The organism is Arthrobacter sp. 24S4-2 (genome assembly GCF_005280255.1).
Classification (GTDB): Bacteria; Actinomycetota; Actinomycetes; order Actinomycetales; family Micrococcaceae; genus Arthrobacter.
This window is the reverse complement of record NZ_CP040018.1, coordinates 1,994,860-2,020,105: the sequence shown is the minus strand read 5'-3', so window position 1 is coordinate 2,020,105 and position 25,246 is coordinate 1,994,860. Positions and strand designations below refer to the sequence as shown.

Below are 25,246 nucleotides of genomic sequence, written 5' to 3'. Positions count from 1 at the left end.
GGGTGTCAGGTGTCCGGATTGGACCGCTTCTTGCCGGCAAGTACGTTGAAGCGCCGGACGAAGGCGAACTGCAAAGCGGTCCGTCGCGGCAGCGCATACACCAGCAGGGCCACGATGGTGAAGACGATGGCCTTGTCCATCGGGTCCGAGATCAGCGCCTGCTTGGTGATGGCAGCGAGCAGGGTGTCGCCCATGGCCCGGAAGGCGCTGACGATCGCACCGGTGCCGGCGCCGGAGGTGCCGCCGAAGACGAAGGCCGCGATCGGCGCCGACACGACACCGGCCAGGATGCCGGTCACGAAGCCCGCCACCGGGGCCAGGTAGAACCGGCGGAACAGGCCGGTGCGGGCGGCAAGCCCGGCGAGGAAGCCGATGAGCGCGGCGCCGGCGGCGAAGGGCAGGACCGTGGGGTTGATGAAGGACCAGACCACGCTGCTGAGGGCGCCTGTTGCAGCCCCCGCTGCCGGGCCTGCCAGGACGGCGATGAGCACCGTTCCGATGGCGTCGAAGTAGAACGGCAGGCCGGTGGATCCCATGATCTGGCCGAGCGCGATGTTCAGTACCAGCGCCACGGGAATCAGCACCAGGGTGGAGGTGGGCAAGGTGGGCAGCACTCCGATGATCAGGAGGATGGCTCCCAGCAGGAACCCGCCCAGGGCTACCAGTGTGGAGACGCTGGCCAGTCCGTTCGTGATATCCGTGGGCTGGGTGAGGACCAGGAAAACGAAGGTGGCCGCAATGGATACCGCGCCAAGCACTTCGAGCAGGCGGCGGCTGCGGCCTGCCGCCTGTCCGGGCGCGGGAAGGGTCAGGGAATACTGTGACATGGTTGTTCCTTTGGCTGTGGGCTGCGTCTTCCGGGTACGTCGCTACCCGGGTCCAGCAAACGTCCGCCTATGTCACCTTGGCGCAGCTTTCATCTTAGCGCCGCCCTCCCGCGTGGCTGCCATGTCCGCGGGGTCTCTAGCGGGAGCCGAGGCGCCGGGCCAGTGCCCCCACCGAACCGATGAGTTCATCGAAGCACTGCCGGGGATTGTTCCCGGATACGATGCGTGCGTTGGGCGGGTGGCCCCACAGTCCGCGGAAGTCCGCAACCGTGGTCCCCGTCAGCATCGGCGAGTCCGTTTCGACATCCACAGTGGCCAGCCGGGCCGAAAACTCCGTCCGCCCCACGGCCACACAGGCGGCGAAGGCATCGTGCATGTGGGCGACAAACCCCTGGTCATAGAGGCGGTGGAACTCCATGTAGAACCGGATGGCGTCCGACAGGCACGCCACCAGGGGGCTGCTGGAGCGGCTGCGCTGGCCTTCCGGCTGCTCCGGGAGCACGAGCTCAGGGCTGTCCGTGCCGGCCGCCTCCGCGAGTCGCCGCAAGTGTTCGGGGCGCATCTCGATCAGTTCCGTGGTTTCCAGCGAGCACACTATCGGGAGTTTGTCCTCGGGCAGGCCCCGGTAGGCGGCAAACACCTCTTTGGCGGCGTGCGGGTCGACGGAGACGTTCCATTCCGCCGTCGGCGTGGTGTTGCCCTGGTAGTAGAAGCTGCCGCCCATGATCACGAGCCCCTTGAGCAGGCGCGGCAGGGCCGGTTCCCGGCGCAGGGCGAGGGCGAAGTTGGTCAGCGGACCGGTGACCAGGCCCGTGATCTCCCCCGGGTGTTTCCGCACCTCGTCCACCCAGACGTCCACCGCGTGCCGCGCTGAGATCGCGCCAGCTGGCGGCGGAAGTTCCGCGTAGCCGATCCCCTGCGGCCCGTGGGTTTCCTCAGTGGTGACCAATGGAATCTCCAGCGGCACCTCGGCCCCGATCGCGACTTCGATGCCCGGCTGGCCGCACAGCTCCAGCAGGGCCAGGTTGTTCAGCGCCACCTGCCGCGCGCCCACGTTTCCGGCGGTGCAGGTGATGGCGTGCAGCCGGACGTCGGGCCGTGACAGGAGGTAGACGAGTGCCAGGGCGTCGTCGATTCCGGTGTCGACGTCCATCAGGACCGAGTGCATCAGAACAGGGCAACCTTGGGCGTGCGGGGGAAGATCTCATCCAGCTGGGCGCGTTCGTCGGCGGTGGGCACCCAGGCAACCGCGGCGGCGTTCTCGCGGACCTGTTCCGGTCTGGTGGCGCCGGCAATCACGCTGCCGACGGACGGCTGGGCGGCCAGCCAGGAGAACGCCACCTGGATCTCGCTGAGGTTGCGTTCAGCGGCGAACGCGCTGAACTTCTCCAGCTGGTCCCAGTCGGCGTCGTGGACCAGGTTGGTACGCGTGTGGCTGAGCCTGGAGCCTTCCGGCGCCTTGCCCGGAGCGTATTTGCCGGTCAGCAGGCCGTTGGCCAAAGGGAAGTACGGCAGGACCCCCAGCCCAAAGGCCTCGGCCGCCGGTGTGACTTCCAGTTCGGCGCGCCGGTCCAGCAGGTTGTAGTGGTTCTGCGTCGAGATGAAACGGGAGCCTCCGCTTTCGCGGGCTACGAATTCGGCCTCGGCGATCTGCCAGCCGGCCCGGTTGGAGTGGCCAATGTAGCGCACCTTGCCGCCCGTGACGAGGTGGTCCAGGGCCGCGAGGGTTTCATCGATGGGCGTCAGCGGATCCGGAGTGTGGAACTGGTAGAGGTCGATCCAGTCCGTTCCCAGCCGGCGCAGGGACGCCTCGGCGGCCTTGACGATGTAGCGGCGGGAACCGCGGGCTCCGAAGTCGTTGCCGTTGGCACCGCGCATGTCCATGCCGAACTTGGTGGCCACGACGGCGTCGTCCCGCCGTCCGGCAAGGGCCTTGCCCAGCATGGTTTCGCTGAGTCCGGGCTCGCGGCCGTAGGTGTCCGCGACGTCGAAAAGCGTAATGCCCGCGTCCAGGGCGGCACGCACGACGGCGTCGGTCCCCTCCTGCGTTTCCGTCACCGTATTGGCCCGCCCAAGGTTGTTGCAGCCGAGACCCACAACTGAGACGGTCAATCCGGAATTTCCAAGGCGGCGGTGTTCAGTCATGAAATCAGCCTATAACGGCCGCCGGGAAGGACCGGACGCCCGCCCGTTGTGTAGGCCGGACGGGCATGCACGCCGAACCTGGTCAGGAGGCGGCGGGGAACTCGAGTCCGTGCTCGTCCATGGCATCCTCAAGCTGGGCCATGGTCCTGACGCCCATTCCGTGCAACTTCAACAGCTCCCGCTTGCCGAACTGGACCACTTGTTCAAGGGTCTCCAGTCCAGCGTGGGCCATGGCCCGGCGGGCAGGCGCGCCAATTCCGTGCGGAATCGGGGTGTGGCCTGGTTGAACGGATTTTCGCGTCATATCGGATGCCTCCCAGAAAGTCGGTTGCCCCCTCTTAGAGGGTAAAGCCCGAAGCGGGTTTCGGCGAGTGCTTGAGCTTAAACGCCTCCGGATCGCTGAAAGGCGCCGCCCCGATGCTGAGCTTCGTGAAGTCCAGGTCCTCGCCGCGGATACAGATCTTGATGGCGTTGACGGCCTTGCTGACGTCCGGGCACAGGCAGAAGATGTTCAGCTTCGAATCGCCAAACTCCGACCGTTCCACGGTGCCGAGGCCGCGCCAGGCCAGGTGGCTGATCAGGGCGTCCTTGGCTTTTTCCTCCAGGTAGCGGTCCCGGTCCGTGCCGTCTTTGGTTTTGAGCGCATACTGGGCGACCACCCAGAACTGTTCTTCGTCGGCAATTTCGGCGTAGCCGTCCTCGGCGCACTGCACGGCGAAAGCGTCCATGAGCCCTTCCGCCGCCGCGGCATCTGCAACGTCGGTTTCGTCCGTCTTGCTCTGGTGCCCTACGACGCCGTGGTTCATCACGAACTGGCTGTAGTCCTCATCGAACCAGGCTTCCCGGAACAGCAGGACCCCTTCGTCGTCGCGTTTGTAAACCCGGATAATTCCGCTCATGCCCGTCCTCTCCTGAACCACTCGGCGTCTGTGCCGTCGAACGGTGCGTGCTGTGCCTTGACGGCCTGATAAAGCTGTTCTGTCTCCTGGAGCATGCGGTCCACGATCTCGTTCGGGTACTCCATGCTCACCTGGTGTTCGGCGAATTCGTCTTCGTCGTCGACGTAGACGCCGCGGGTGACGGACCGGATCACGTCCAGGTCCATGTCGATCACGTGGAACTCGAACGTCCCGGGCCTGATAGCGGTCCAGCCGTGGCCCACGGCGAGGTCAACGTACACGCGGAAGTCCCCGGGGTACGTGTCGTCGTAGAACGTGGCCACGTAGTCGCCGGTCCGGGGAACGAGCAGCACGGCGTCGGACCTGGCGTGGAACGCCGCACCGGGCCGTGAGATGAACGATCCCTTGGGCTGGAAGATCCACCAGCCGTGGCGGTCCTCGCCCAGATAGCTGCCCGGCACCACCCAGTGGGCGCCGCCGTTCCACTTGCGGTTCCGCGCCACCACAAGGTCTCCCGCTTTGAGGCTCTCGGGAGGTGTGGCCTCGTGCGGAATCACAGTTTTGGCAGGCTGCCCGTAGTCGGGTGTTCGTGGCCGGGGAGGGGACGTGCGAAAGGCACCTTGGTCCCCAGGACCTGCGCCACGACGTCGTGCGTGATTTGGCGTGCCGTCAACCCGACGCGTTCAAGGACCTGGGCGCGGGTGCCGTGGTCCAGGAACTCCACCGGCAGCCCCACCTCGTTCAGGGCGGTGTCCACACCGGCGGCACGCATTTCCTGGCGGATGCGTGAGCCCACACCGCCGGCGCGGACGCCGTCTTCGATGCAGATGACCAGCCGGTGGCGGGCAGCAAGCGCGATGATGGATTTCCGGACCGGCAGCAGCCAGCGGGGGTCCACTACGGTGGAGCTGATCCCCTGGGCACCGAGGCGGTTGGAAACGTCCAGGGCGAGTTCGGACATGGCACCCACGCTGACAATCAGGACGTCGTTTTCGCTGGAGCCTGCAGGACGGCGGGCCAGCACATCCACGCCGTCGCTGAGGCGTTCGAGGGCTTCCACTTCGGCGCCGACGCTGCCTTTGGAATAGCGGACAACGGTGGGGGCATCCTCGATGGCCACGGCTTCGCGGAGTTCCTCGCGGAGCCTGGTCGCGTCGCGGGGGGCGGCAAGGTGGAGGCCGGGGACGATCTGCACCATGGCCATGTCCCACATGCCGTGGTGGCTGGCGCCGTCCGGCCCGGTGACGCCGGCACGGTCCAGGACGATGGTGACGCCGGCTTTGTGCAGGGCCACGTCCATCAGGAGCTGGTCAAACGCACGGTTCAGGAACGTGGCGTAAACGGCCACCACGGGGTGGAGTCCGCCGAACGCCATGCCCGCGGCGGAGGTCAGCGCATGCTGCTCGGCAATCCCGACGTCGAAAACGCGTTCCGGGTGCCGTGCCGCAAATTTGTGCAGGCCGACAGGTATGAGCATGGCGCCGGTGATGCCGACGATGTCCTTGCGCTCATCGGCAATGTTCGCGATTTCGTCGGCGAAGACGGAGGTCCAGGACTGGGCACTGCCGGCCTCCGTGGGCACACCGGTTTCGGGGTCGATGATCCCCACGGCATGGAACTGGTCGGCCTCGTGGGCGCGGGCCGGGGCGTAACCGTGGCCCTTTTCGGTCATCGCGTGCACGATGACCGGGCCGGCATAGTTCCTGGCCGTGGACAGTGCATGTTCCATGGCCTGGAGGTTGTGGCCGTCCACGGGGCCGATGTACTTCATGCCGAGGTCTTCGAACATGCCTTGGGGAGCCCACCAGTCCTTGATGCCCTTCTTCATGGCGTGCAGGCTCCGGTAGGTGAACTGGCCCACGGGCCCGCCGTTTTGGAGCTTCCGCTTCCACCAGTCCATGGTGCCCTCGTAGGCCGGGGCCGCACGGAACGAATCGATGGTGGGCCGCAGCGAGGCGAGGTAGTCCGCGAAGCCGCCCACGGTGGGGGCATAGGACCGGCCGTTGTCGTTGACGACGATGACTACGCGTCGCTTTTTGTCCGCCGCGATGTTGTTGATGGCCTCCCAGGCCATGCCGCCGGTCAGGGCGCCGTCGCCCACCACGGCAATCACGTAACGGTCACCGTCGCCGGTCAGTTGCCGGGCGCGGGAGATGCCGTCGGCCCAGGACAGCGAGGAGGAGGCGTGCGAGCTTTCCACGATGTCGTGCTCGGACTCGGCCCGGTCCGGGTAGCCGGACATCCCGCCTTCCTGGCGAAGGGTGCTGAAGTCCTGGCGTCCGGTGAGGAGCTTGTGGACGTACGACTGGTGCCCGGTGTCAAAAACGATGCTGTCGCGGGGAGAGTCGAAAATCCGGTGCACGGCGATGGTGAGTTCCACTACCCCAAGGTTGGGTCCGAGGTGGCCACCCGTCTGCGACACGTTGCCGATCAGGAAACTCCTGACCTCCGCAGCCAGCTGGAACAGCTGTTCTTCGGTCAACTTGCTCAGGTCCTGCGGATTCCGGATGGTGTCCAAAATTCCCAACGGGGCCTCCTTCGGGTGGTAGACATGCCTTTTAACTCTACCGCCTCGAAGGCGGGGCGGGCGCGGGCCCGGCCGCGGCAACGCAAAAGCTCCGGCCTGTCAGTGACGGGCCGGAGCTTTTGCGTTGCTCAGGTGCTGCGGTCTCCGCTAGTTGGCGGAGATCTGGCGCAGCACGTACTGCAGGATGCCGCCGTTGCGGTAGTAGTCAGCCTCGCCCGGGGTATCGATGCGGAGAACCGCATCGAAGGACTTGGCGGAGCCGTCTTCGGCCGTGGCCGTAACCTTGAGCGTCTTCGGCGTGGTGCCTTCGTTCAGGGCTGTGACGCCCTCGACTGCGAAGGTTTCCGTACCGGTCAGGCCCAGGGTGGCGGCTGATTCGCCGGCCGGGAACTGCAGCGGCAGGACGCCCATGCCGATCAGGTTGGAGCGGTGGATGCGCTCGTAGCTTTCGGCCACAACGGCCTTGACGCCCAGGAGCGCCGTGCCCTTGGCGGCCCAGTCACGGGACGAACCGGAGCCGTACTCCTTGCCTGCCAGGACCACCAGCGGGGTGCCGGCTGCCTGGTAGTTCTGCGCGGCGTCGTAGACGTAGGCCTGTGGGCCGTCAGCCTGTGTGAAGTCGCGGGTGAAGCCGCCCTCGACGCCGTCGAGCAGCTGGTTCTTGATGCGGATGTTCGCGAAGGTGCCGCGGATCATGACCTCGTGGTTGCCACGGCGTGAGCCGTAGGAGTTGAAGTCCTTGCGCTCCACGCCGTTGGCCAGGAGGTACTGGCCGGCCGGGGTGTCCGACTTGAAGGAACCCGCCGGGGAGATGTGGTCCGTGGTGACGGAATCGCCGAGCTTGAGCAGCACGCGGGCACCGGAGATGTCCGTGACGGGCTCCGGCTTGGCCTTCATGCCCTCGAAATACGGGGGCTTCCGGACGTACGTGGACTTCTCGTCCCAGGCGAAGGTGTCGCCGGCCGGGGTGTCGAGGGCCTTCCAGCGGTCGTCGCCGTCGAAGACGCCCTCGTAGCCGCGGGCGAACATTTCCTTGTCGATCGAGGAATCGATGACCTGCTGGACCTCGACCGGGTTCGGCCAGATGTCCTTCAGGAATACCTCGTTGCCTGCTTCGTCCTTGCCGAGCGAGTCGGTGTCGAAGTCGAAGTCCATGGTACCGGCCAGGGCGTAGGCGATGACCAGCGGCGGGGAGGCCAGGTAGTTCATCTTCACGTCCGGGTTGATCCGGCCTTCGAAGTTGCGGTTACCGGACAGCACGGCGGTGACGGAAAGGTCGTTGGCCTGGATGGCCTCGGAGATTTCGGCGTCGAGCGGGCCGGAGTTGCCGATGCAGGTGGCGCAGCCGTAGCCCACAATGTAGAAGCCGAGCTTCTCCAGGTAGGGGGTGAGGCCGGACTTTTCGTAGTAGTCGGTGACTACCTTGGAACCGGGAGCCACGGAGGTCTTGACCCACGGCTTGGAGGTCAGGCCCTTGTCCACGGCGTTGCGCGCCAGCAGGGCTGCGGCGAGCATCACGGACGGGTTGGACGTGTTGGTGCAGGACGTGATCGAGGCGATGGACACCGCTCCGTGGTCCAGTTCGAACTCGCGGCCGTCTTCGGTGACAACGTGCACCGGGGTGGACGGACGCCCGTGTGCGCCGTTGGCTGCGGATTCAACGCGTGCTGTTTCCGTGGTGTGGGAATCAGCGTGGGTGAAGGAAGGCGGATCGGAGGCCGGGAAGGACTCTTCCAGGGACTCGTCCACGCTGCCGTCTTCGATGCTCACGTAGTTGTGGATGTCCTTGCGGAACTGCTCCTTGGCATCCGTGAGCTCAATGCGGTCCTGGGGACGCTTCGGGCCGGAGATGGAGGGAACAACCGTGGACAGGTCCAACTCGAGGTACTCGGAGAACTTGATCTCGTGCGACGGATCGTGCCAGAGGCCCTGTTCCTTCGCGTAGGCCTCCACGAGTGCGACGTTCTGCTCGGAGCGGCCGGTGAGGCGCAGGTACTCGATGGTGACGTCGTCGATCGGGAACATGGCGGCCGTGGAGCCGAACTCCGGGCTCATGTTGCCGATGGTGGCGCGGTTGGCCAGCGGCACTGCCGCCACACCCTCGCCGTAGAACTCCACGAACTTGCCCACAACTCCGTGCTTGCGCAGCTGCTCGGTGATGGTCAGGACCACGTCGGTGGCGGTAGCGCCGGCCGGAATAGAGCCGGTCAGCTTGAAACCGACAACGCGCGGGATCAGCATGGAAACCGGCTGGCCAAGCATGGCGGCCTCGGCTTCAATGCCGCCGACGCCCCAGCCCAGCACGCCCAGGCCGTTGACCATGGTGGTGTGCGAGTCGGTGCCGACGCAGGTGTCCGGGTAGGCACGCAGGACGCCATCAATTTCGCGGGTCATCACGGTGCGGGCCAGGTATTCGATGTTGACCTGGTGCACGATGCCGGTTCCCGGCGGGACGACCTTGAAGTCGTCAAACGCGGTCTGGCCCCAACGCAGGAACTGGTAGCGCTCACCATTGCGCTGGTATTCGATCTCCATGTTGCGCTCCAGTGCGCCGGAGTTACCGAATACGTCGATCTGCACCGAGTGGTCAATCACCATCTCGGCGGGCGCCAGGGGGTTCACCCGCTTGGGGTCACCGCCGAACTCCTTGACGGCCTCACGCATGGTGGCGAGGTCCACAACACAGGGCACGCCAGTGAAGTCCTGCATGATCACGCGCGCCGGCGTGAACTGGATTTCAGTGTCGGGCTCCGCGCTGGGATCCCAGCCGGCCAGTGATCGGACGTGATCGGCCGTGATGTTCGCGCCGTCCTCGGTCCTCAACAGGTTTTCAAGCAATACCTTGAGGCTGAACGGAAGGTTTTCTGCACCTTCAACGGAGTTCAACCGGAAAATTTCGTATTCGGTACCGGCTACATTAAGTTTGCCTTTTGAACCGAAGCTGTCCACAATGCTCATCGCAGGACTCCTCTCGCAACAGTTTCATCTTTGTCGCGCGGTAGACCGCTTGCTAGTTAGGTCATCCTAATTAGTGCAAGGTCATACAAAAGAGCATGGGGTCAGCCGAGAATACGGCGCGCGACGTGGGACTACTACGCCCATCCTAGTCACATCAGCCGCGGGGCGTCAGCAACGCCACCGTCTCCATGTGGTGCGTGTGCGGATACAGGTCGAACGCACGGAGCCCGGCGAGCTTCCACCCGCCCTGCTGGAAGTACCCCACGTCACGGGCGAAGGACGCCGGATCGCAGGACACATAGGCGATGGCGCGGGGGCCTGCAGCGATCAGCTGGCTGACCACTGCCTTGCCGGCCCCGGCTCGCGGCGGGTCCAGGACCAGCGCATCGAAGTTTCGGGGCTTCTGCCGCAGCACCCGTTCCACGCGCCCCTGCACAACCTCCACCTGGGGTGACCCGTGCAGGTTCTTTCGCGCGTCCCTGCTGGTGCCGGGCGAACCTTCAACGGACAGGACGGAACCGGTGACCCCCACGGCATCCGCCAGTGCGGCAGTGAACAGACCCGCCCCGGCATACAGGTCCGCCACCACAGCGCCCGGTTCGAGGTAACCGCCGTCGTGCAGGAACTCCCTGACCGCCCCCACCAGCGTGTCCGGAGCGTCCCGGTGGATCTGCCAGAAGCCTTCCCCGGTAACCCGGTACTCGTGCCCTGCTGCAGATTCCTGCACCCACGTCCTGCCGCGCAGCTGCAGCGCCTCCCCCTTGGCCGGATCAAAACTTGCCACGGAGACGTCGGCCGGCAGCTGCGCCAGGATCGCGTTGAGGCGCTTGGCACGGGTGCCCGCTGCCGGGGCCAGCAGCACGAGCGGCCGCGACCCGTTGGCAGGGGCCGCCACCTCCACACGTTCAATTCCCTGCAGGTCAACGTCCCACAGCCGGAGGCCGTTGATGCCCGCATTGGCCAGCGGCATCTCGCGGACGGGAATGACGTGCTCGGACCGGTGGGCATGCATGCCCAGCTTCCCTCCCGCGGTCACGGCAAAGCTGGCCCGCGTGCGCCAGCCAAGGCCGTCGTCGCCTCCCCCGACAGCTTCCACTTCCGTAACGCGTTCGACGCCGGCGAGCCGCTTCAACTGCTCCGCCAGGACTTGGCCCTTGAGGCTGCGCTGGCGGCTGAGGGATACGTGGCCCAGCTCCGCGCCGCCCACCGGCGGGTGGCCGTGGGACCACGCCCGGAGGGAATCGGCCAGGTGCCAGAAATGGGCCATCCGGTCAGGGGATGCCTCAAGCACTTCCACGACGTCGGCGCGCCAGAACTTGGATTCCTCGCCCGAGTCGGTCAGGCGGACCCGGACTTTTTCGCCGGGAATGGCGTGCCGGACAAACACGACGCGTCCCTCATGGCGGGCAACGCAGTGCCCGCCGTGGGCGATGGGCCCGATGTCCATCACGAGGTCGGTATCCGTGCGGGCCTGGGTGTCGGGGTTCATTGAATATCCTGCAGTTTCTTGGCTTCTTCGGACGATTTGAGCTGCCAGGGAACACTGGCCACCATGACTCCCGGCTCGAAGTGGAGCCGGGTCTTAATGCGCAGTGCGGTCTGGTTGTGGACCAGCTGTTCCCACCATTTGCCCACCACATATTCAGGAATGTAGACAACGATCAGGTCCCGGGGCGAGTCCCGCCGCATGTTCTTCACATATTCCATGATGGGCGTCACGGTTTCACGGTAAGGGCTGGCCAGGATGGTCAGGGGCACCGGAATTTCCAGTTTTTCCCAATCGGCCAAGGTGTGGGCGGTTTCTTCCGAGTTGATGTCCACCGTGATGGCGTCCAGCCGGGACGGCCGCGACGCCCGCGCATAGGCGAGGGCCCTCAGCACCGGCTTGCGGACGTGCGACACCAGGAGCACTGCATGGACCCGGGACGGCAGGGCGCGCGGCGAGGAGTCCTGGTCCACGGCAAGTTCCTTGGCAACGTTGTCGTAGTGTGCCCGGATGCTCCACATGACGAGGAAGAGCACGAACATGGCCAGCAGGGCAATCCAGGCCCCCTGCTCGAATTTGGTGATCAGCACGATGGTCAGGACCAGGGCGGTCATGCCGAAACCGATCATGTTGATGGTCCGCGACTTCATTATCCGGAGGCGGACTGCTTTGTCCCGTGCCAGCTTCAGTTCGCGCCCCCAGTGCCGGACCATGCCGATCTGGCTGGCAGTGAACGAAATGAAGACCCCCACGATGTACAGCTGGATGAGCTTGGTGACGTCGGCGTTGAACGCGAGGATGAGCACCAGCGCGCCGGCGGCGAGGGCCAGCACGCCGTTGCTGAAGGCGAGGCGGTCACCGCGGGTCCGCAGCTGCCGCGGGAGGTAGCCGTCCTGCGCCAGGATGGACCCCAGAACGGGGAATCCGTTGAAGGCGGTGTTTGAGGCAAACACGAGGATGACCCCTGTTGCGGCGACCACTATGTAGAACAGCACCGAACCGGGGCCGAAAATGGTCTGGGCGATCTGGCTGATGGCCGGGCTCTGGATGTAGTTCTCGGGAAGGGGCTGCCCGTTGAGCAGGAACTCCGTGGCGGGATCCAGGACGATGTGCACCCTGGTGGCATTGGCCAGGTAGATGATGCCCGCGAGCATGGCGGAGGCGATGAGGCCCAGCAGGAGGAGGGTGGTTGCCGCGTTCTTGCTCTTGGGTTTCCGGAAGTTGGGGACGCCGTTGCTGATGGCTTCCACACCGGTCAGGGCCGCGGCCCCGGAGGAGAATGCCCGCAGCAGCAGGAAGGCGCCGGCCAGTCCCACCAGTCCCTCGTCGAATCCGGGCTGGGGCACAATCGTGAAGTTGGCAGAGGCTGCCTCGCCCAGTTGGCCGGTCACTGCCTGGAAGACCCCGACGGCGGTCATTCCGAGTATTGACGCCATGAAGATGTACGTGGGAACCGCGAAGACGCTTCCGGCCTCTTTGATCCCGCGAAGATTCACCAGCGCGAGGATGACCACGCCCACGGTGGCAATCATCGCCTGCTGGCCGTGAAGTGCCGGCACCGCGGTGGTGAGGTAGGTCGCCGCTGAGGACATGGAGACGGCGACCGTGAGCACGTAGTCCACCAGGAGCGCTGACGCCACTGTCAGTCCGGCGTATTTGCCGAGGTTGACGTTGGCTATTTCGTAATCGCCGCCGCCGGACGGGTAGGCGTGAACGTTCTGCCGATACGATGCCACCACCGTGAGCAGAACCACCATGACGGCCAGGCCCACCCACGGCGCCAGCGCCACCGCACTGACTCCCGCCAGTGCCAGGGTCAGGAGGATTTCGTCCGGCGCGTAGGCCACCGAGGACAGGGCGTCGGAGGCGAAAACGGGAAGCGCAATCCGCTTGGGCAACAGCGTGTGGGCCAGCCGATCGTTCCGAAAGGGTCTCCCCACCAGTACCCGTTTCACGGCATTCAATATTGTCAGCACTCCACAAAGCTAGTCTGATTCGGACGCGATGTCATGACGGCAAGTCCACCGTGCCCGCGCCCGCGGCGGCAGGGATCAGCCGGATGCGGGCCCGGCGGCCCGGGAGGCCGGTAGAGTCTTACGCAGCAACAGCAACAAGGGACTTGAGGAGGCACGGGTGGCGCACTTCGTGATCATGGGTTGTGGGCGCGTGGGAGCAACACTGGCGCACACCCTCGAGGATGCGGGCCACTCGGTGGCCATCATCGACCAGGACGACCGCGCGTTCCGCCGGCTCCGCACCGGGTTCTCCGGCCGCAAGGTCACGGGAGTCGGGTTCGACCGGGAGACCCTCAAGCAGGCAGGCGTGTCCGAGGCCTATGCCTTCGCCGCCGTATCCAGCGGTGACAACTCCAATATCCTGGCCACCCGGGTTGCCCGCGAGACCTTCCACGTCCCCCACGTCGTGGCCAGGATCTACGACCCCGGCCGTGCCGAGATCTACCAGCGCCTGGGCATCCCCACGGTCGCGGCGGTGCGGTGGAGCGCGGACCAGGTCCTGCGGCGGATCCTGCCCGAACAGCACCTTGCCGGCGACTTCCGTGAGCCGTCCGGCAGGCTGGTGCTCGCCGAAATCGATCTCGACCCGTCGTGGATCGGGCATGCCGTGTCCGAAATCGAGAAGGTGGCCGGTATCCGGGTTGCCTACCTGACCAGGTTCGGCGAAGGGATGCTGCCCGGATCCGGAACGTCCTACCAGGAGGGCGACACCGTCCATGCCATGGTGCGCGTGGACCGGAGCGCCGAAGTCGGCCACATTCTTGCCAAAGAACCACCCAAGGAGCAGTAAGTGAAAGTCGTCATCGTCGGGGCGGGCAGCGTCGGTTCCTCGATCGCCCGCGAGCTTCTCGCCCACAAACACGAGATTCTGCTTATCGACCTGAAACCGGAGGTGATCGGCCGCAGCGGGCTCCGCGGCGCGCATTGGCTGGTCGGCGATGCCTGCGAGCTGAGCACGCTTCAGGATGCCAAGCTCGAAGACGCCGAAGTGGTGGTCTCGGCTACGGGAGACGACAAGGTCAACCTGGTGGTCTCGCTCCTGGCGAAGACCGAGTTCGGCGTCGGCCGTACGGTCGGCCGGGTTAACAACCCCAAGAACGACTGGATGTTCAACGATTCCTGGGGGGTCGACGTCGCCGTCAACACCCCGCAGCTCATGACCGCCCTCGTGGAAGAAGCTGTGGAAATCGGCGACCTCGTCCGGCTGCTGACCCTGCAGACCGGGGTCTCGTCACTGGTGGAGTTCACCGTCCCGCACGACTCGTACGTCATCGGGCTCACCGTGGGTGACATTGACTGGCCGGAAGACTCAACCCTCGTGGCGATCCTGCGGGACCAGGCTCCCATCACGCCAAGCCGGGACGACGTGATCGACGGCGGCGACGAGCTCTTCTTCGTCACCACGATTGCGGCCGAGGACGACCTGCGGGCGCTGCTTTCGCCCGAACAGCAGCAGGACCACCAGCCTGCATCCGACGGCACGCTTTCCGACGCTGTCCCGCAGCCGGAGCAGCAGGCCCCGGAGGACGACGGCTTCGAGGGCTAGGCCTGCGTCGGGGCCGCCGGCTGCGTCCGGGCAGCGGGCTTGGTAACAAGCCAGGCAACCCAGATGCCGAGGATGTACAGCGGCGCGCCCATGATGAGCCGTGTTGTGGCGAGGCCCGGCAGGCCCTGCTCGCCGAGGAGGTACAGGGGAACCTGCACCAGCAGCCGCAGAGCCAGCACGGCCACAATCACCCAGGTGCCCAGCCGGTATGCCCTGACGCGTGCGGGATCCTTGCGCCAGTCCAGGCCTTCGTTACGGATGAACCCGAAGAGCAGCCCGGCGATGGGCCACCGGAGCGCAATGGAGATCACCATCCCCGCAATGTAGGCGGCGTTGGTGAAGAAGCCCGGGACGTAGAAGTCTTCCGCTTTCCCGGTGGTGTTGGCCAGCCACGCGGAAACGCCGACGCCGGCGATCCCGGCCAGCGCCTGCGTCAACGGACGCCGTTGGACCAGCCGGGCCACCGTGAAGGCCGCGGCCCCCGCCAGGGCGGACGCGAGGGAGAGTGTCAGTTCGCGTGTGATGGTGAAGGCCACCAGGAACACGAGCCCGGGAACGATGCTTTCGGCGATGCCCTGCAGGCCGCCGGCACTCTTGAGCACGTCGATGCTGCCGTCCTTGGACCGGTGCAGGCCCGCCTTGACGGCGTACCCTTCCGCGAGGTCTGCCACCGATGGGGACTCGGGTGTGGGCGGTGGTTTGACCGGTTCGGACGCGGCGGATCCGGCTGCGGGATCCGGGTTCTCGGACGGCGTCATTGGTTCTCCTGGCGGGACAGTATTTCGTAGCGGGGATTGAACATGGTGGGCAACCCGTCGCGCACCGTCAGCATGCCTTCGAGCCGAAGTTCACAGCCGGGATCAACGCCGGGAACACGCCGCCGGCCTAGCCACACCACGCGGAGCCGGTCACGCCGCCCGGGTCCGCCGGGCTTGCGGGCCGTCGCAGGTGCGGGGGCGGAAGGGGCACTGGCGCGCTTGCCGTGGGGAAGATCATGTTCCGTCACGATAGCGGTGAACGACGCGACCTGGGTGGCCGGAACGTAGGTCACGGACTCGATGTAGCCGCGGCACAGCACTCGTCCCCGGTCCGGCAATCCGCTGACGGAAAGCTCGGGCTGTGGAAAATCGCCGGCCGGATCAGCCAATCTGGGTGATCTCCGGTCCGCGCTCGGGCCGCTCGAATTCCGGGGCGCCCTGTGGTGCGGGGCCGGAGGCATCCTTCGGCAGACGGAGCTGCAGCAGGTCCCGCGGCGGCATCGGGCTTTCGCCCCGGACCACCACGATTTGGCGGAACAGCGACTCGAGGTTCGCCGCGGCGTCACGGTCTATTGCGGCCTCGCCGCCCAGCACGCCGCGGAGGAACCAGCGGGGGCCGTCGACGCCGATGAACCGGGCCACGCGGTAGCCGCCGGTACCATCGGTGGTCGCCGCCGGGAGCTTCGCGAGCAGTTCGGGACCGAAGGCTCCGGGAACCTCCTCGACCTGCCCGCCCTGGCTTCCCACGGACTCGCCGATCTGCTCACGGATTTCATCCCAGAGTCCTTCGCTGCGCGGGGCGGCGAAGGCCTGGAGCTGCAGGCTGGAACCGTCCAGGTCCATGGTGACGGCCACGACCCGCTGGGTGGCTTCCTCGACCTCGAGCCGAAGCTGGAGACCCTCACGGGGGGCGATCAGCAGCGCGCCGAGGTCGACGTAACCGTTGGTGCTGTCGATCTCCGAGACGTCAAACGGTCCCGTGGCTTGCCGGCCGGTGCCCTCCCCGGCCCCGGAAACTGGAGTTTCCTGGGATTCCCCGGGCTCTGCCGCCTGGTCCTTCTTGGCTTTCTTGCCACGCCCAAAAACCATCGGGTTGTCTCCTTAGTTGTGATCTAGTCCCGCGGTGCCGTCCGGGCCGCTCGGTAAGTCATGCGGCACCGACATATTCGTGCAGCGTCTGCGGGTCAGGCCCGCGGTGTGGCCAACCCGCCGGCTGAACCAAAACCACCGGTGGAACCAAAGCCGCCGTCACCGCGGACCGAGTCGCTCAATTCCGCCACGGCCACAAACTGCGCGTACTCCACGCGTTGAATGACCATTTGTGCAATTCTATCGCCGCGGCGCAGCTCGATGGCCTTGTCACGGTCCGTGTTCAGCAGGGTCACTGCGATTTCGCCGCGGTATCCGGCGTCGACCGTTCCGGGCGCGTTAACCACGGTCAGTCCGTGCTTGGTGGCAAGTCCGGAGCGCGGGTGGATCAGGGCAACGAATCCGTTCGGCAGCGCGATGGAGACTCCGGTAGGCACAAGGCGGCGTTCCCCGGGTTCAAGGACCACGTCCTCGCGGGCACGCAGGTCCGCCCCCGCGTCCCCGGGATGTGCGTAGGACGGGGCTTCGAGCCCGTCGTCGAGCATTTTCAGCTGCACGGACAGGGTGGGTGATCCGTACGCTCCCGCACCCCCTTCGAGGGAGTTCGGCGGCAAGGTACTCACGGCTGCAGTTTCTTCAGTCACAGTCATTCACTCTAACGCCAGCGGCGTCCCCGGGCCTAGCCGCCCCGGGGGGGCCGGCCGGCGCCGGACCCAAGGTGAAATACCCGGGGAAAAGTGGAAAGCTGGGCCTATGCCGGAATCTAGTGCAGCTGCGCCTGCCCCCAACAGCACACCCCGCGGAGCAACAGTGCTTTACAGCGAGAAGCTGCACCCCAATCTTTGGATCTGGCTGGTGGCCGCGGGCATGTCCGCCGCAGGCATCCTGGTGTTCGCCCCGATCAGCATCGCTGCCGGCATCACTGCCGCACTTGTGCTGTTCGCCATCATCTCGGTGCTGCTGGTGGTGTCCACTCCGTCCATCACGGTGACGCCGGACACCTTGCAGGTGGGCAGGGCCACGATCGAGCGCCGCCATGTGGGAGCGGTGTCGCAGTTCCGGGGCAAAGAAGCCACGGCGGAGCGGGGCACGCGCCTGAACGGGCTGGCCTATCTGTGTATCCGCGGCTGGGTGGACCCGGTGGTTCGGATCGAAATCACTGATCCGTCCGACCCCACTCCCTACTGGCTCACGTCCACGCGACGGCCGGAGCAACTGCTGGCGGCCCTCACCACTTCCTGAGCGACTTCCTGGGCGCCGCCTCCTGAGTGCCGCCTCGTGAGTGCCGCCTCGTGAGTGCCGCCTCGTGAGTGCCGTCCGGCGGGAGTATCAGCCCTCGCATTCCTTGCAGAAGAGCAACCCGTCCTTTTCACGGGCGATCTGCGAGCGGTGCCGGACGAGGAAGCATGACGAGCACGTGAATTCATCAGCCTGGGCAGGAAGTACCCGCACGAGGAGTTCCTCACCAGACAAATCAGCGCCGGGGAGTTCGTAGCCTTCGGCGAGGTCGGATTCGTCCTCATCCACCACTGCCGTGGGCTTGTCAGTGCGCCTGGCTTTCAGTTCCTCAATGGAATCTTCGTTCTGTTCCTCTTCTGATTTCCGCGGCGCATCATAATCTGTCGCCATTATTCTCTGCTCACACTCCGCTTTATTCCGTTGGGTCGCCGGGTCCCGGTGGCCGTTCCTTCGGGCAAATGCCCTTTTGCCCGACCACCTGGTCCGGTTCACCGATGTAAACGCTGGATTGCCCTATTTTGTGCCCGACTTAGGCGCCCATTTTTCCCTAAGCCGGGCACGAAAGCGAGGGTTTTTGCCGTTGATTCCCGCCAGAAAGAGGCCTGAGGCAGGACGGAGGCACGCCGGGAGCCGGAAAGTCGCGGAATATCGCGGCGCGCCCTCTCCCCTACCCGGAAAAACGGCTGCCGGATGGCAGAGTTTCGAATGTCAGTAATGCCAGGGTGGAGGATTTGAATGCAGGATCTAAGGCTTGTAGGCGTCCACGACGACGGAGGGCATCTCCTGTTGAGCGGCACCGGCGGCGAGATGTTCCGGCTGCCGATCGACGAAGCTCTCCGGCTCGCGGCCAGCCGCTCTCCGGCGCGCGCTGCCGCTCCTGTGGCGCCCGTCGCCCTGTCCCCGAGGGACATCCAGGCGCGCATCCGCAGCGGGGCAACGGCTGCAGAAGTGTCCGAACTCTCCGGTATCCCGCTGGCAAAGGTGCAGCGCTACGAAGGACCCGTGCTCGCGGAACGCGACTATGTGGCCCAACAGGCCCGAAAGATCGAAGTGGCATCCCCTGCCCCTGGCCACGATGTCTACCGTTCCGCATTCGGTGACAACCCGGCCACCCTCGGCGACATGGTCGCCCACCGGCTCACGGCCCACGGCATCGACTCCTCAACCGTCGACTGGGACTCCTGGCGGCGCCCCGACGGAACGTGGACCGTGGTTGCCCGGTTCGAACCCAAACCGGGCGGACATGCAAGCATCGGTGAAGAACCGCCCGCCATGTGGACTTTCATTCCCACCCGGAAATCTTTGCAGAACGCCAACCGCTGGGCCCAGCAGCTGAGCGAACTGGAGCCGCTGGACGGCCCGGTACCTGCCCGCCGCCTGTCCGCTGTCTCCGACCGCCCGTTCGACTTTGAAACAGACGCCGAGGCGGCCGCCGCACGGACGGCATCGGGCCAGCCCGGCAAGGATTCCGACGGACTGCTCGATATGCTGCGGTCACGCCGGGGCCAGCGCCTGGGCGTGGACGAAGACGGCGACGACGCCCTGGCCATGCTGCTGACCAACGGAGTGCCGGCAGCCCACCCCAGGCCCTCCGAAGTGGTGGCGGAACCCGAACCCGAAGAAACCGGGAGCGGGACACAAAAGGCCGATGCACCGGCCGCCAAGGGGGATTCCCTTACGCGCAAACGCGACGGCCGGGCCGCGATGCTCTCGCGCCTGAGCCTGGCTCCGCGGCAGAACGGGGAGGAAGACGACCGGCTTAGCCTCCATGCCGGAGTGAGCACGGAAACCCGGGAAATCACGATTGTTGCCTCCCCGCTGCGCCCGGTTGAGAATCCGGACGAGGCGTCCGGAACGGGTACCGGGAGTTTGCCGGCGGTTCCCGATGCCGGCCCGCACCGCGAAGCAGCCACCGGCCCTGAATCCACGCCCGTCCGGGAACCCGCTCCCGGCCGGCAGTCCGGCTGGGACCGTGAGTCAAGTCCCAATGTGGGCCTGGATGAGCTGCTGGGCGGCGGGAGCCCGCGCCGCAGCCGGGATGACGTACTTGCCGGTACTAGGAATGACACCAGGAGCGACCGTGATGCCGAGCAGCCGGAGCGGCAACCCGCAAAGCCGAAACGCTCCAGCGTGCCCAGCTGGGATGAAATAGTGTTCGGCGCACGCGGGGACTAAGCCCGGCAGGCCGGACAGGTCAGCCCCTGCGGGCTTCTCTTGAGCCGTGCCCACCGGAACTATCCCCGCTTGAGCCGTGCCCATTTGAGCCGTGCCACAGGCAGGCATCCACTTCGAACGGCAGCAACTGGTCCTGCTGGGCCATGACGTTGGCGCCGTGGGCAGTGACCCGCCGCATGAAGTGGCGCCGGCACAGCGTCTCGTAACCCACCACAGGGGTGTGGTCCGCTTCGTTTGCAGTGCCCAGGTCCCCGGCCATATCGACGTCGCCCACCACCACCTGCGCGCCTTCGGTAACCATCACGCCGTCGACCGTGCGTGCATTGTGGGTGGCCCGGCGCCCGCACCAGCAAAGTGCCTCCACCTGAAGCACCTGGACACGGTCCGCGAGTTCGATCAGCCGCTGGGATCCCGGGAAGAGCCGGGTGCGGAAATCCGCACTAATGCCGAAAGCAAACACATCGACGTCGATCTCGTCCACCACGCGGGCCAGCTGTTCCACCTGCGACGGGGAGTAGAACTGGGCCTCATCGCAGATGAGGTAATCCACCCGGAGGCCGCGTGTCCGGCGCTGGATCACTTCGTCCCAGAAGTCCGTGGAATCAAGCACCTCGACGCAATCGGTTTCCAGCCCGAGGCGGCTGGAAATCCGGGCGCCGCCGGCACGGTCGTTGCGGCTGAACCGGACCCCACCGCGTCCGCGGGCGCGGTGGTTGTGGTCCATCTGCAGGGCGAGCGTGGACTTTCCGCAGTCCATGGTTCCCGAGAAGAAGACGAGTTCAGCCACGCGCGCCCTTTCTGCCTTGAGCCTGGAAACAAAGCAGCGGGACTTCACGCTCGGCTTTGGTCAGCGACCCGTGCTGACCCACGACTTCCAGGGCGGTGGGACGCACCCGCCGGGTGTCGTAGAGGGCCAGGGCATCCCGTGCGGCGATCATGACGTCCCCGATCCGGCCGCGGACGTCCGGCCGGACGTCGCCGAACAATCCGGCGGCGACGGCCTCGTCCCTGGTAAACGCCCAGATCCTGTCGCCGAACCGGGCCCGCCACGCGTCGATGAGCAGCGCACGTTGCTGCTCCCCGGCGTCGGGCTCCAGGTAAAGGTGGACCATGCGGGGCTCCCCCGCCGTGTGCCGCACGCCGGCGATCAGCGCCGGCTCCGCGGAGTAGTCCAGACGCTGCGACTCCGGAACGTCGAGCATGCCGTGGTCAGCCGTGAGCAGGACCGTGGTGCCCGGCGGGAGGGTGGCGTTGAGGCGCCGCACCGTGGCGTCCAGTTCCTCGAGCTGGTGTTCCCACTGGGCCGACTGGCAGCCGTAGCGGTGCCCGGCCTTGTCCAGGTCATTGACGTAGAAGTACATGAGGGAGCTGTCGGCGCCGAGCATGGCCTCGGCCGCCGCTGCGGTCCTGGCATGCGGCGTGCCGGCGGCGATGAACCGGGCCCCGCGCAGCGCGGCCTGCGTCATGGGCGAGGAGCCGAACTGAGGAAGGCTGATGGTGGTCACATCCGTGTGGGCGGCAGCCCGTTCAAACACGGTGGGAAACGGCTGCCACGCGCGGGGGTCGACGCCGGCATCCCAGTTTCCCAGCATGTTGACCACTTTGTCCTGGCTTGGGTCGAGGACGTCGTAGCCCACCATGCCGTGCTGACCGGCAGGAAGCCCCGTTCCGAAGCTGGCGAGGGAAGATGCCGTGGTGGAGGGAAAGGCCGAGTCCAGGGCCACCGGCACGGCTCCCTGGCCCTGCTGCATCACGGAGCGGAGGTACGGGGTGTGGGCCGATTTTTGCTTCAGCAGGTTGCGGCCCAGCCCGTCCGCCAAAACCACGCACACGCGCTTGGCGTCAGGCAGGTTCAGCCGGTTCTCAAATCCCGGTATCCCCAGACTGGCAGCGGCGCTGGTAAGGACTTCGGCGATGGACCGCTGCCCGAAAGCAGGGGCCGGGGGCAGCGGGGAGGCTCCGGTGGCGCCTTCGGCAATGGCCAGGGCTGACGGTTCCGGTCTGTGGTCTGGCGTCATCTCAGCGCTGGTGCCCGCGGCTCAGGCGGTTGCCGAAGACCCCCGTACGGGGACGCGGCGGAGCCAGGGTGCCGGCGTGCGGCACAGGCGCGGCCGACCCGGTGTTGACAGCGCGCAGCGCCCGGGCGAACAGCTTCGCATCCTGCACGGCCTGCAGGCCGTCCGCTTCGGCGCTGATGCGCAGCACAATGTCTTCCTGCGCGATGGTGCCGCTGTAGCCGTGGTCGGCTTCGCACTGCGGGTCGCCGCAGCTGGCCGGGCCCATGTCCAGCCGCTGGCCGCCGGACCAGGCAATGGAAAGGGTGAGCTCGCGGACGGGATCCGAGGGTTTGTAGTTCTGCGGCTGGGCATACATGTAACTGAGCACCACGGAGCGGATTTGCGCCACGGGCACCGACTCCGTGGAAATCTGCGCAACGATCTGTTCCCCGGCCTCGTCCAGCTGCTGGTCGTCAACGTGGGCAATGACCAGCATGTCGTCCGTCAGCACCAGCACGGTGATATGGCGGCGGACCTCGGCGCGGTCGAAGTGCGTCTCGAGGTGCACAAGGTGCGCCATGCAGTCGCGGCCGTCCAGGGCGTCTTCCACAACATCGGCCACCAGCCGGGGGTAGAAGCCCGCCTGCTGGAGCGCCCCTTCGAGGCTCTGCCCCTGGGCACCGTGGTCATGTGCGCTGTGGCTGTGTGCGGCCTGGTGGCCGGACATGGGTGCTTGCGGCTTCGACGTGGGAGGCTGGGTCATTACCCCATTTTCACAGATCGGCTGGGCACTTGCTAACTGTGTGTCCGGCGGCCCGGCCCAGCGGGCAGCCGTGAGCCACCGGCCGGCAGCTAGCTCCGCATCGCGCGGCGGGCGCTGTCCGTCCGCTGGGCGGCGTTGGCAATCCGGACATCGGCGGCGAGGATCGTTGCACCGCCCGGGCCGGCCAGCACGGGGTTGAACTCGACCAGGGCGATTTCGGGGTGGTTGTCCTTCAGCCTGGTCAGCCGCGCGGCAAGGTCCTCCAGTGCCGCCACGTCAACGGCCGGAAGGCCCTGGTACCCGAAGAGTTTCCGCGATGCCCGCGGTGCGCGGATGAAATCGTGGACATCGGCGCCGGACAACGGGGGAACCCGGTGGGCCCAGTCCTCCAGCAGGTTCACGGCGTCACCGGCCAGCCCGAAGGACACCACGGGTCCCAGTAGCGGATCCTCGATGGCCCGGAACGTGCAGGCCTGCCCCACCGGAGCCATGGTCTGGACTTCCATGGAGGCCGACCCGTAGGGAGCCAGGGCGCGGTGCATCTGGATGATGTTGCGACGGAGCGAATCTGCGTCCTGGATGTCCAGCCGGACACCGCCCAGGTCCAGCCTGTGGCGCAGCGCGGGATCCATGGTTTTGAGCACCACCGGCCATCCCAGGCGCTCTGCAGCCGCCACGGCTTCGTCCGGCGACTCAAACCCTTCGGAAGGAACAACGTGGATGCCGTAGTGCGCCAGCAGCGTGGCCGCGGTTGCCGGGGCGAGCTGCAACAGCTGCTCACCGGGGACATCGTGCAGCAGCTCCTCCAGCTCAGCCCGGACACTGTCCGGGTCGCAGCCGTCGGGCTCCACGAAGAGTCCCTTGTCCCGGTCCACCCACTCGGCATACCTGACCACGGCGGCGAGCGCCGCAACGGCGGCACCCGGGTTGGAATAGCACGGCACGGAGCTGGCGGCCGCGTCCGCACCCACCATGCCCTCGACGTAAATGGACGGGTCGAGGATCCCGGTGAAGGCGGCAACCACCGGCTTCCCGGCTGCTGCCGAACAGTCCGCCAGGACCCCTGCGATGCTCTCCACGGTGAGGCCCCGTGCCGGGAGAAGGGCGACCACCACAGCATGGACGGAGCCGGAAGCGAGGGTCGCTGTCAGGCTCTCCCGGAGGGCCGGCAGTGCCACCGACATTCCGGCGTCAAGGTCCACGTCTGTGACAATCCGTTCGACGCCCAGCCCGTCAGCTGCCGCGCTGTCGGCCACCACCTTGCCGAGTGCCCGGGAGTTACTGAACACCGCTATGTCCGCCCGGCGGGGAGGGGATGGCCGGACACGATCTGGGCGACGTCCATGAGCTGTTCAATTGTCTCTACGCGGATGACACCGGATTGGCGCATCATGGCGTCCAGGGCGCCGGGCGGGGCCTGCGTGGTGCGCACGGCGTGGCCTGGCGGCAGCTGAAGTCCCATGGCGTCGGATTTGGCGACAATGACGGGTTTGGTGCGGGCCAGGCGGCGGGCCAACCGGGAAAACTTGCGCGGGTTGCCGATGGATTCGAGATAGAGCCCCACCGCGGCGGTGTCGGCGTCGTCTTCCCAGAACTGCATCATGTCGTTGCCGGAGACGTCCGCGCGGTTGCCGGCCGAGAGGAACGTGGAGAGCCCCACGCGGCGCCGGCTGGAGGCCGCATACAGGGACACCCCGATGGCCGCGGACTGGCTGAACAGGCCAAGGCCGCCCCGGCGGGGCAGGCTCGGCGCCATGGACGCGTTCAGGGACACCGCGGGATTGGTGTTAACGATGCCGAGGGACGCCGGGCCGATCACGCGCATCCCGTTGGACCTGGCCTGGCGGACCAGCTCGCGCTGCCGTGCCAGGCCGCGTTCGCCGTCGTCGGCGTATCCCGCCGTGGCCACCACAACCCCCTTCACCCCTGCGGCAGCGCAGTCCGCCACCACCTTGGGGACTTCCTCATAGGGAACAGCGATAATGGCCAGCCGGACGGCGTCGGGCACTTCGGCGAGCCTGGCGAAGGACAGCATGCCCGCGAGTTCGAGCGCCTCGGGGTTGATTGCGTACACCGGTCCGGTGAACCCGCCCTCGATGATGTGTTCGAGCAGCTGGTATCCCACTGTGCCCCATTTGCGGCTGGCGCCGATCACGGCGACCGACGACGGCGCCAGCAGCTCCTGGATGCTGCGCGCCTCTGCACGGTGCTCGCGGGATTCCATCACGGCCCGGGATTTTTCCGTGGGGTCGATGTTGAACTCGAGGCTGACGACGCCGTCGTCGAAGTGCCGTTTGACGTCGTACCCGGCGTCGGAGAAGACCATCAGCATCTTGCGGTTTTCCGGCAGCACTTCGGCGCTGAATTTCCGGATGCCGTGTTCGCGGGCAGCGGCGGCCAGGTGTTCCAGCAGGATCGACCCGATGCCGCGGCCCTGGTGGGCGTCGGCTATATTGAAGGCAACCTCGGCTTCTTCGGGATCGGCCAGCCGGTCGTAGCGGCCGATGCCCAGGATTTCCCCGCCGATGGTGATGACCAGCGCCACCCGGTCCTTGTAGTCCACTTCCGTGAAGCGCTTCAGCTCCTTGCTGGAGAGCCGCGCCTTGAAGGCGAAGAACCGCATGTAGATGGACTTCTGCGACTGGCCTGTGTGGAAAGCCTGCACGGCGTCGGCATCCGAGGGGTGGATGGGGCGCAAATGTGCCGTCCCGCCGTCCCGCAGAACAACATCGGCTTCCCAATATTCCGGATATACGCCGTCCCCGGGCTGATCCACCATAGGCTTAGCCTAGCTAAAACTCCGCCAGTAAACCGTTAAGGAT

22 protein-coding genes and 1 pseudogene are annotated in these 25,246 nt (G+C 66.4%); 4 read left to right on the top strand and 19 right to left on the bottom strand.

Annotated elements, in window-relative coordinates; translation table 11 throughout:
- Positions 1 to 5 precede the first annotated feature (5 nt).
- The 10 genes from FCN77_RS09215 to FCN77_RS09170 all read right to left on the bottom strand — a co-directional run bounded on the left by FCN77_RS09215 (position 6) and on the right by FCN77_RS09170 (position 12,818).
- Complete coding sequence (locus FCN77_RS09215; protein ID WP_137322037.1) at positions 6 to 827, bottom strand: ECF transporter S component; 822 nt, start codon at positions 825 to 827, stop codon at positions 6 to 8.
- A gap of 136 nt (positions 828 to 963) precedes the next feature.
- Positions 964 to 1,995, bottom strand: coding sequence for a nucleoside hydrolase (locus FCN77_RS09210; protein WP_137322036.1), 1,032 nt, complete (start codon positions 1,993 to 1,995; stop codon positions 964 to 966).
- A complete protein-coding gene (locus FCN77_RS09205) occupies positions 1,995 to 2,972 on the bottom strand; it encodes an aldo/keto reductase (RefSeq protein WP_137322035.1) in 978 nt (325 codons plus the stop codon). Before FCN77_RS09205 ends, FCN77_RS09210 begins: the two co-directional genes overlap by 1 nt.
- 82 nt (positions 2,973 to 3,054) lie before the next feature.
- A complete protein-coding gene (locus tag FCN77_RS09200) occupies positions 3,055 to 3,276 on the bottom strand; it encodes a hypothetical protein (protein ID WP_137322034.1) in 222 nt (73 codons plus the stop codon).
- Positions 3,277 to 3,310: 34 nt separating this feature from the next.
- A complete protein-coding gene (locus FCN77_RS09195) occupies positions 3,311 to 3,871 on the bottom strand; it encodes a hypothetical protein (RefSeq protein ID WP_137322033.1) in 561 nt (186 codons plus the stop codon).
- The gene (locus FCN77_RS09190) at positions 3,868 to 4,428 is read right to left on the bottom strand and encodes a DUF402 domain-containing protein (protein ID WP_137322032.1); all 561 of its coding nucleotides are present in this window, start codon (positions 4,426 to 4,428) and stop codon (positions 3,868 to 3,870) included. The genes FCN77_RS09195 and FCN77_RS09190 overlap by 4 nt, the downstream gene beginning before the upstream one ends.
- Positions 4,425 to 6,398, bottom strand: coding sequence for a 1-deoxy-D-xylulose-5-phosphate synthase (dxs, locus tag FCN77_RS09185; RefSeq protein ID WP_137322031.1), 1,974 nt, complete (start codon positions 6,396 to 6,398; stop codon positions 4,425 to 4,427). The genes FCN77_RS09190 and dxs overlap by 4 nt, the downstream gene beginning before the upstream one ends.
- Positions 6,399 to 6,545: 147 nt before the next feature.
- Positions 6,546 to 9,356, bottom strand: coding sequence for an aconitate hydratase (locus tag FCN77_RS09180; protein ID WP_137322030.1), 2,811 nt, complete (start codon positions 9,354 to 9,356; stop codon positions 6,546 to 6,548).
- Positions 9,357 to 9,510: 154 nt separating this feature from the next.
- Positions 9,511 to 10,845, bottom strand: a complete 1,335-nt coding sequence (locus FCN77_RS09175) for a class I SAM-dependent RNA methyltransferase (RefSeq protein ID WP_137322029.1) — start codon at positions 10,843 to 10,845, stop codon at positions 9,511 to 9,513.
- Positions 10,842 to 12,818, bottom strand: a complete 1,977-nt coding sequence (locus FCN77_RS09170) for an APC family permease (RefSeq protein WP_137322028.1) — start codon at positions 12,816 to 12,818, stop codon at positions 10,842 to 10,844. The genes FCN77_RS09175 and FCN77_RS09170 overlap by 4 nt, the downstream gene beginning before the upstream one ends.
- 157 nt (positions 12,819 to 12,975) lie before the next feature.
- On the opposite strand from FCN77_RS09170, the gene FCN77_RS09165 reads away from it, so the two are divergent.
- The gene (locus FCN77_RS09165) at positions 12,976 to 13,647 is read left to right on the top strand and encodes a TrkA family potassium uptake protein (protein ID WP_137322027.1); all 672 of its coding nucleotides are present in this window, start codon (positions 12,976 to 12,978) and stop codon (positions 13,645 to 13,647) included.
- Positions 13,648 to 14,403 (top strand): TrkA family potassium uptake protein, encoded by a 756-nt coding sequence (locus FCN77_RS09160; protein WP_137322026.1) that lies wholly within the window; start codon positions 13,648 to 13,650, stop codon positions 14,401 to 14,403.
- On the opposite strand, the gene FCN77_RS09155 is transcribed toward FCN77_RS09160, so the two are convergent.
- From FCN77_RS09155 to dut, 4 genes are all read right to left on the bottom strand, one after another.
- Positions 14,400 to 15,161: a DUF3159 domain-containing protein gene (locus FCN77_RS09155; protein ID WP_137322025.1), complete on the bottom strand. Its 762-nt coding sequence runs from the start codon at positions 15,159 to 15,161 to the stop codon at positions 14,400 to 14,402. The two genes, FCN77_RS09160 and FCN77_RS09155, sit on opposite strands and share 4 nt — an antisense overlap.
- Positions 15,158 to 15,550: a hypothetical protein gene (locus FCN77_RS09150; protein WP_137322024.1), complete on the bottom strand. Its 393-nt coding sequence runs from the start codon at positions 15,548 to 15,550 to the stop codon at positions 15,158 to 15,160. Before FCN77_RS09150 ends, FCN77_RS09155 begins: the two co-directional genes overlap by 4 nt.
- The gene (locus FCN77_RS09145) at positions 15,543 to 16,250 is read right to left on the bottom strand and encodes a DUF3710 domain-containing protein (protein ID WP_137322023.1); all 708 of its coding nucleotides are present in this window, start codon (positions 16,248 to 16,250) and stop codon (positions 15,543 to 15,545) included. Before FCN77_RS09145 ends, FCN77_RS09150 begins: the two co-directional genes overlap by 8 nt.
- A gap of 95 nt (positions 16,251 to 16,345) precedes the next feature.
- On the bottom strand, positions 16,346 to 16,894 hold the full coding sequence (gene dut / locus FCN77_RS09140) for a dUTP diphosphatase (protein WP_137322022.1): 549 nt from the start codon (positions 16,892 to 16,894) through the stop codon (positions 16,346 to 16,348).
- A 109-nt stretch (positions 16,895 to 17,003) separates the two neighbouring features.
- On the opposite strand from dut, the gene FCN77_RS09135 reads away from it, so the two are divergent.
- Positions 17,004 to 17,492: a DUF3093 domain-containing protein gene (locus FCN77_RS09135; RefSeq protein WP_137322021.1), complete on the top strand. Its 489-nt coding sequence runs from the start codon at positions 17,004 to 17,006 to the stop codon at positions 17,490 to 17,492.
- Positions 17,493 to 17,579: 87 nt separating this feature from the next.
- Here FCN77_RS09135 and FCN77_RS09130 read toward each other — a convergent pair whose 3' ends face one another.
- Positions 17,580 to 17,879 carry a DUF4193 domain-containing protein gene (locus FCN77_RS09130; RefSeq protein ID WP_137322020.1) on the bottom strand — a complete coding sequence of 100 codons (300 nt, stop codon included), beginning with the start codon at positions 17,877 to 17,879 and terminating at the stop codon, positions 17,580 to 17,582.
- Between the two features lie 345 nt (positions 17,880 to 18,224).
- Between FCN77_RS09130 and sepH the strand changes: the two genes are divergently transcribed.
- Positions 18,225 to 19,664 carry a septation protein SepH gene (gene sepH, locus FCN77_RS09125; RefSeq protein WP_137322019.1) on the top strand — a complete coding sequence of 480 codons (1,440 nt, stop codon included), beginning with the start codon at positions 18,225 to 18,227 and terminating at the stop codon, positions 19,662 to 19,664.
- A 19-nt stretch (positions 19,665 to 19,683) separates the two neighbouring features.
- Here sepH and FCN77_RS09120 read toward each other — a convergent pair whose 3' ends face one another.
- The 4 genes and pseudogenes from FCN77_RS09120 to FCN77_RS09105 all read right to left on the bottom strand — a co-directional run bounded on the left by FCN77_RS09120 (position 19,684) and on the right by FCN77_RS09105 (position 25,203).
- The gene (locus FCN77_RS09120; protein ID WP_137322018.1) at positions 19,684 to 20,451 is read right to left on the bottom strand and encodes a thymidine kinase; all 768 of its coding nucleotides are present in this window, start codon (positions 20,449 to 20,451) and stop codon (positions 19,684 to 19,686) included.
- Positions 20,444 to 21,682, bottom strand: coding sequence for an alkaline phosphatase family protein (locus FCN77_RS09115; RefSeq protein WP_137322017.1), 1,239 nt, complete (start codon positions 21,680 to 21,682; stop codon positions 20,444 to 20,446). The genes FCN77_RS09120 and FCN77_RS09115 overlap by 8 nt, the downstream gene beginning before the upstream one ends.
- Position 21,683: 1 nt before the next feature.
- A complete protein-coding gene (locus tag FCN77_RS09110) occupies positions 21,684 to 22,424 on the bottom strand; it encodes a DUF5998 family protein (RefSeq protein ID WP_254678910.1) in 741 nt (246 codons plus the stop codon).
- A gap of 89 nt (positions 22,425 to 22,513) precedes the next feature.
- Positions 22,514 to 25,203 (bottom strand): annotated as a pseudogene (locus tag FCN77_RS09105) (GNAT family N-acetyltransferase).
- Between the last annotated feature and the right edge of the window lie 43 nt (positions 25,204 to 25,246).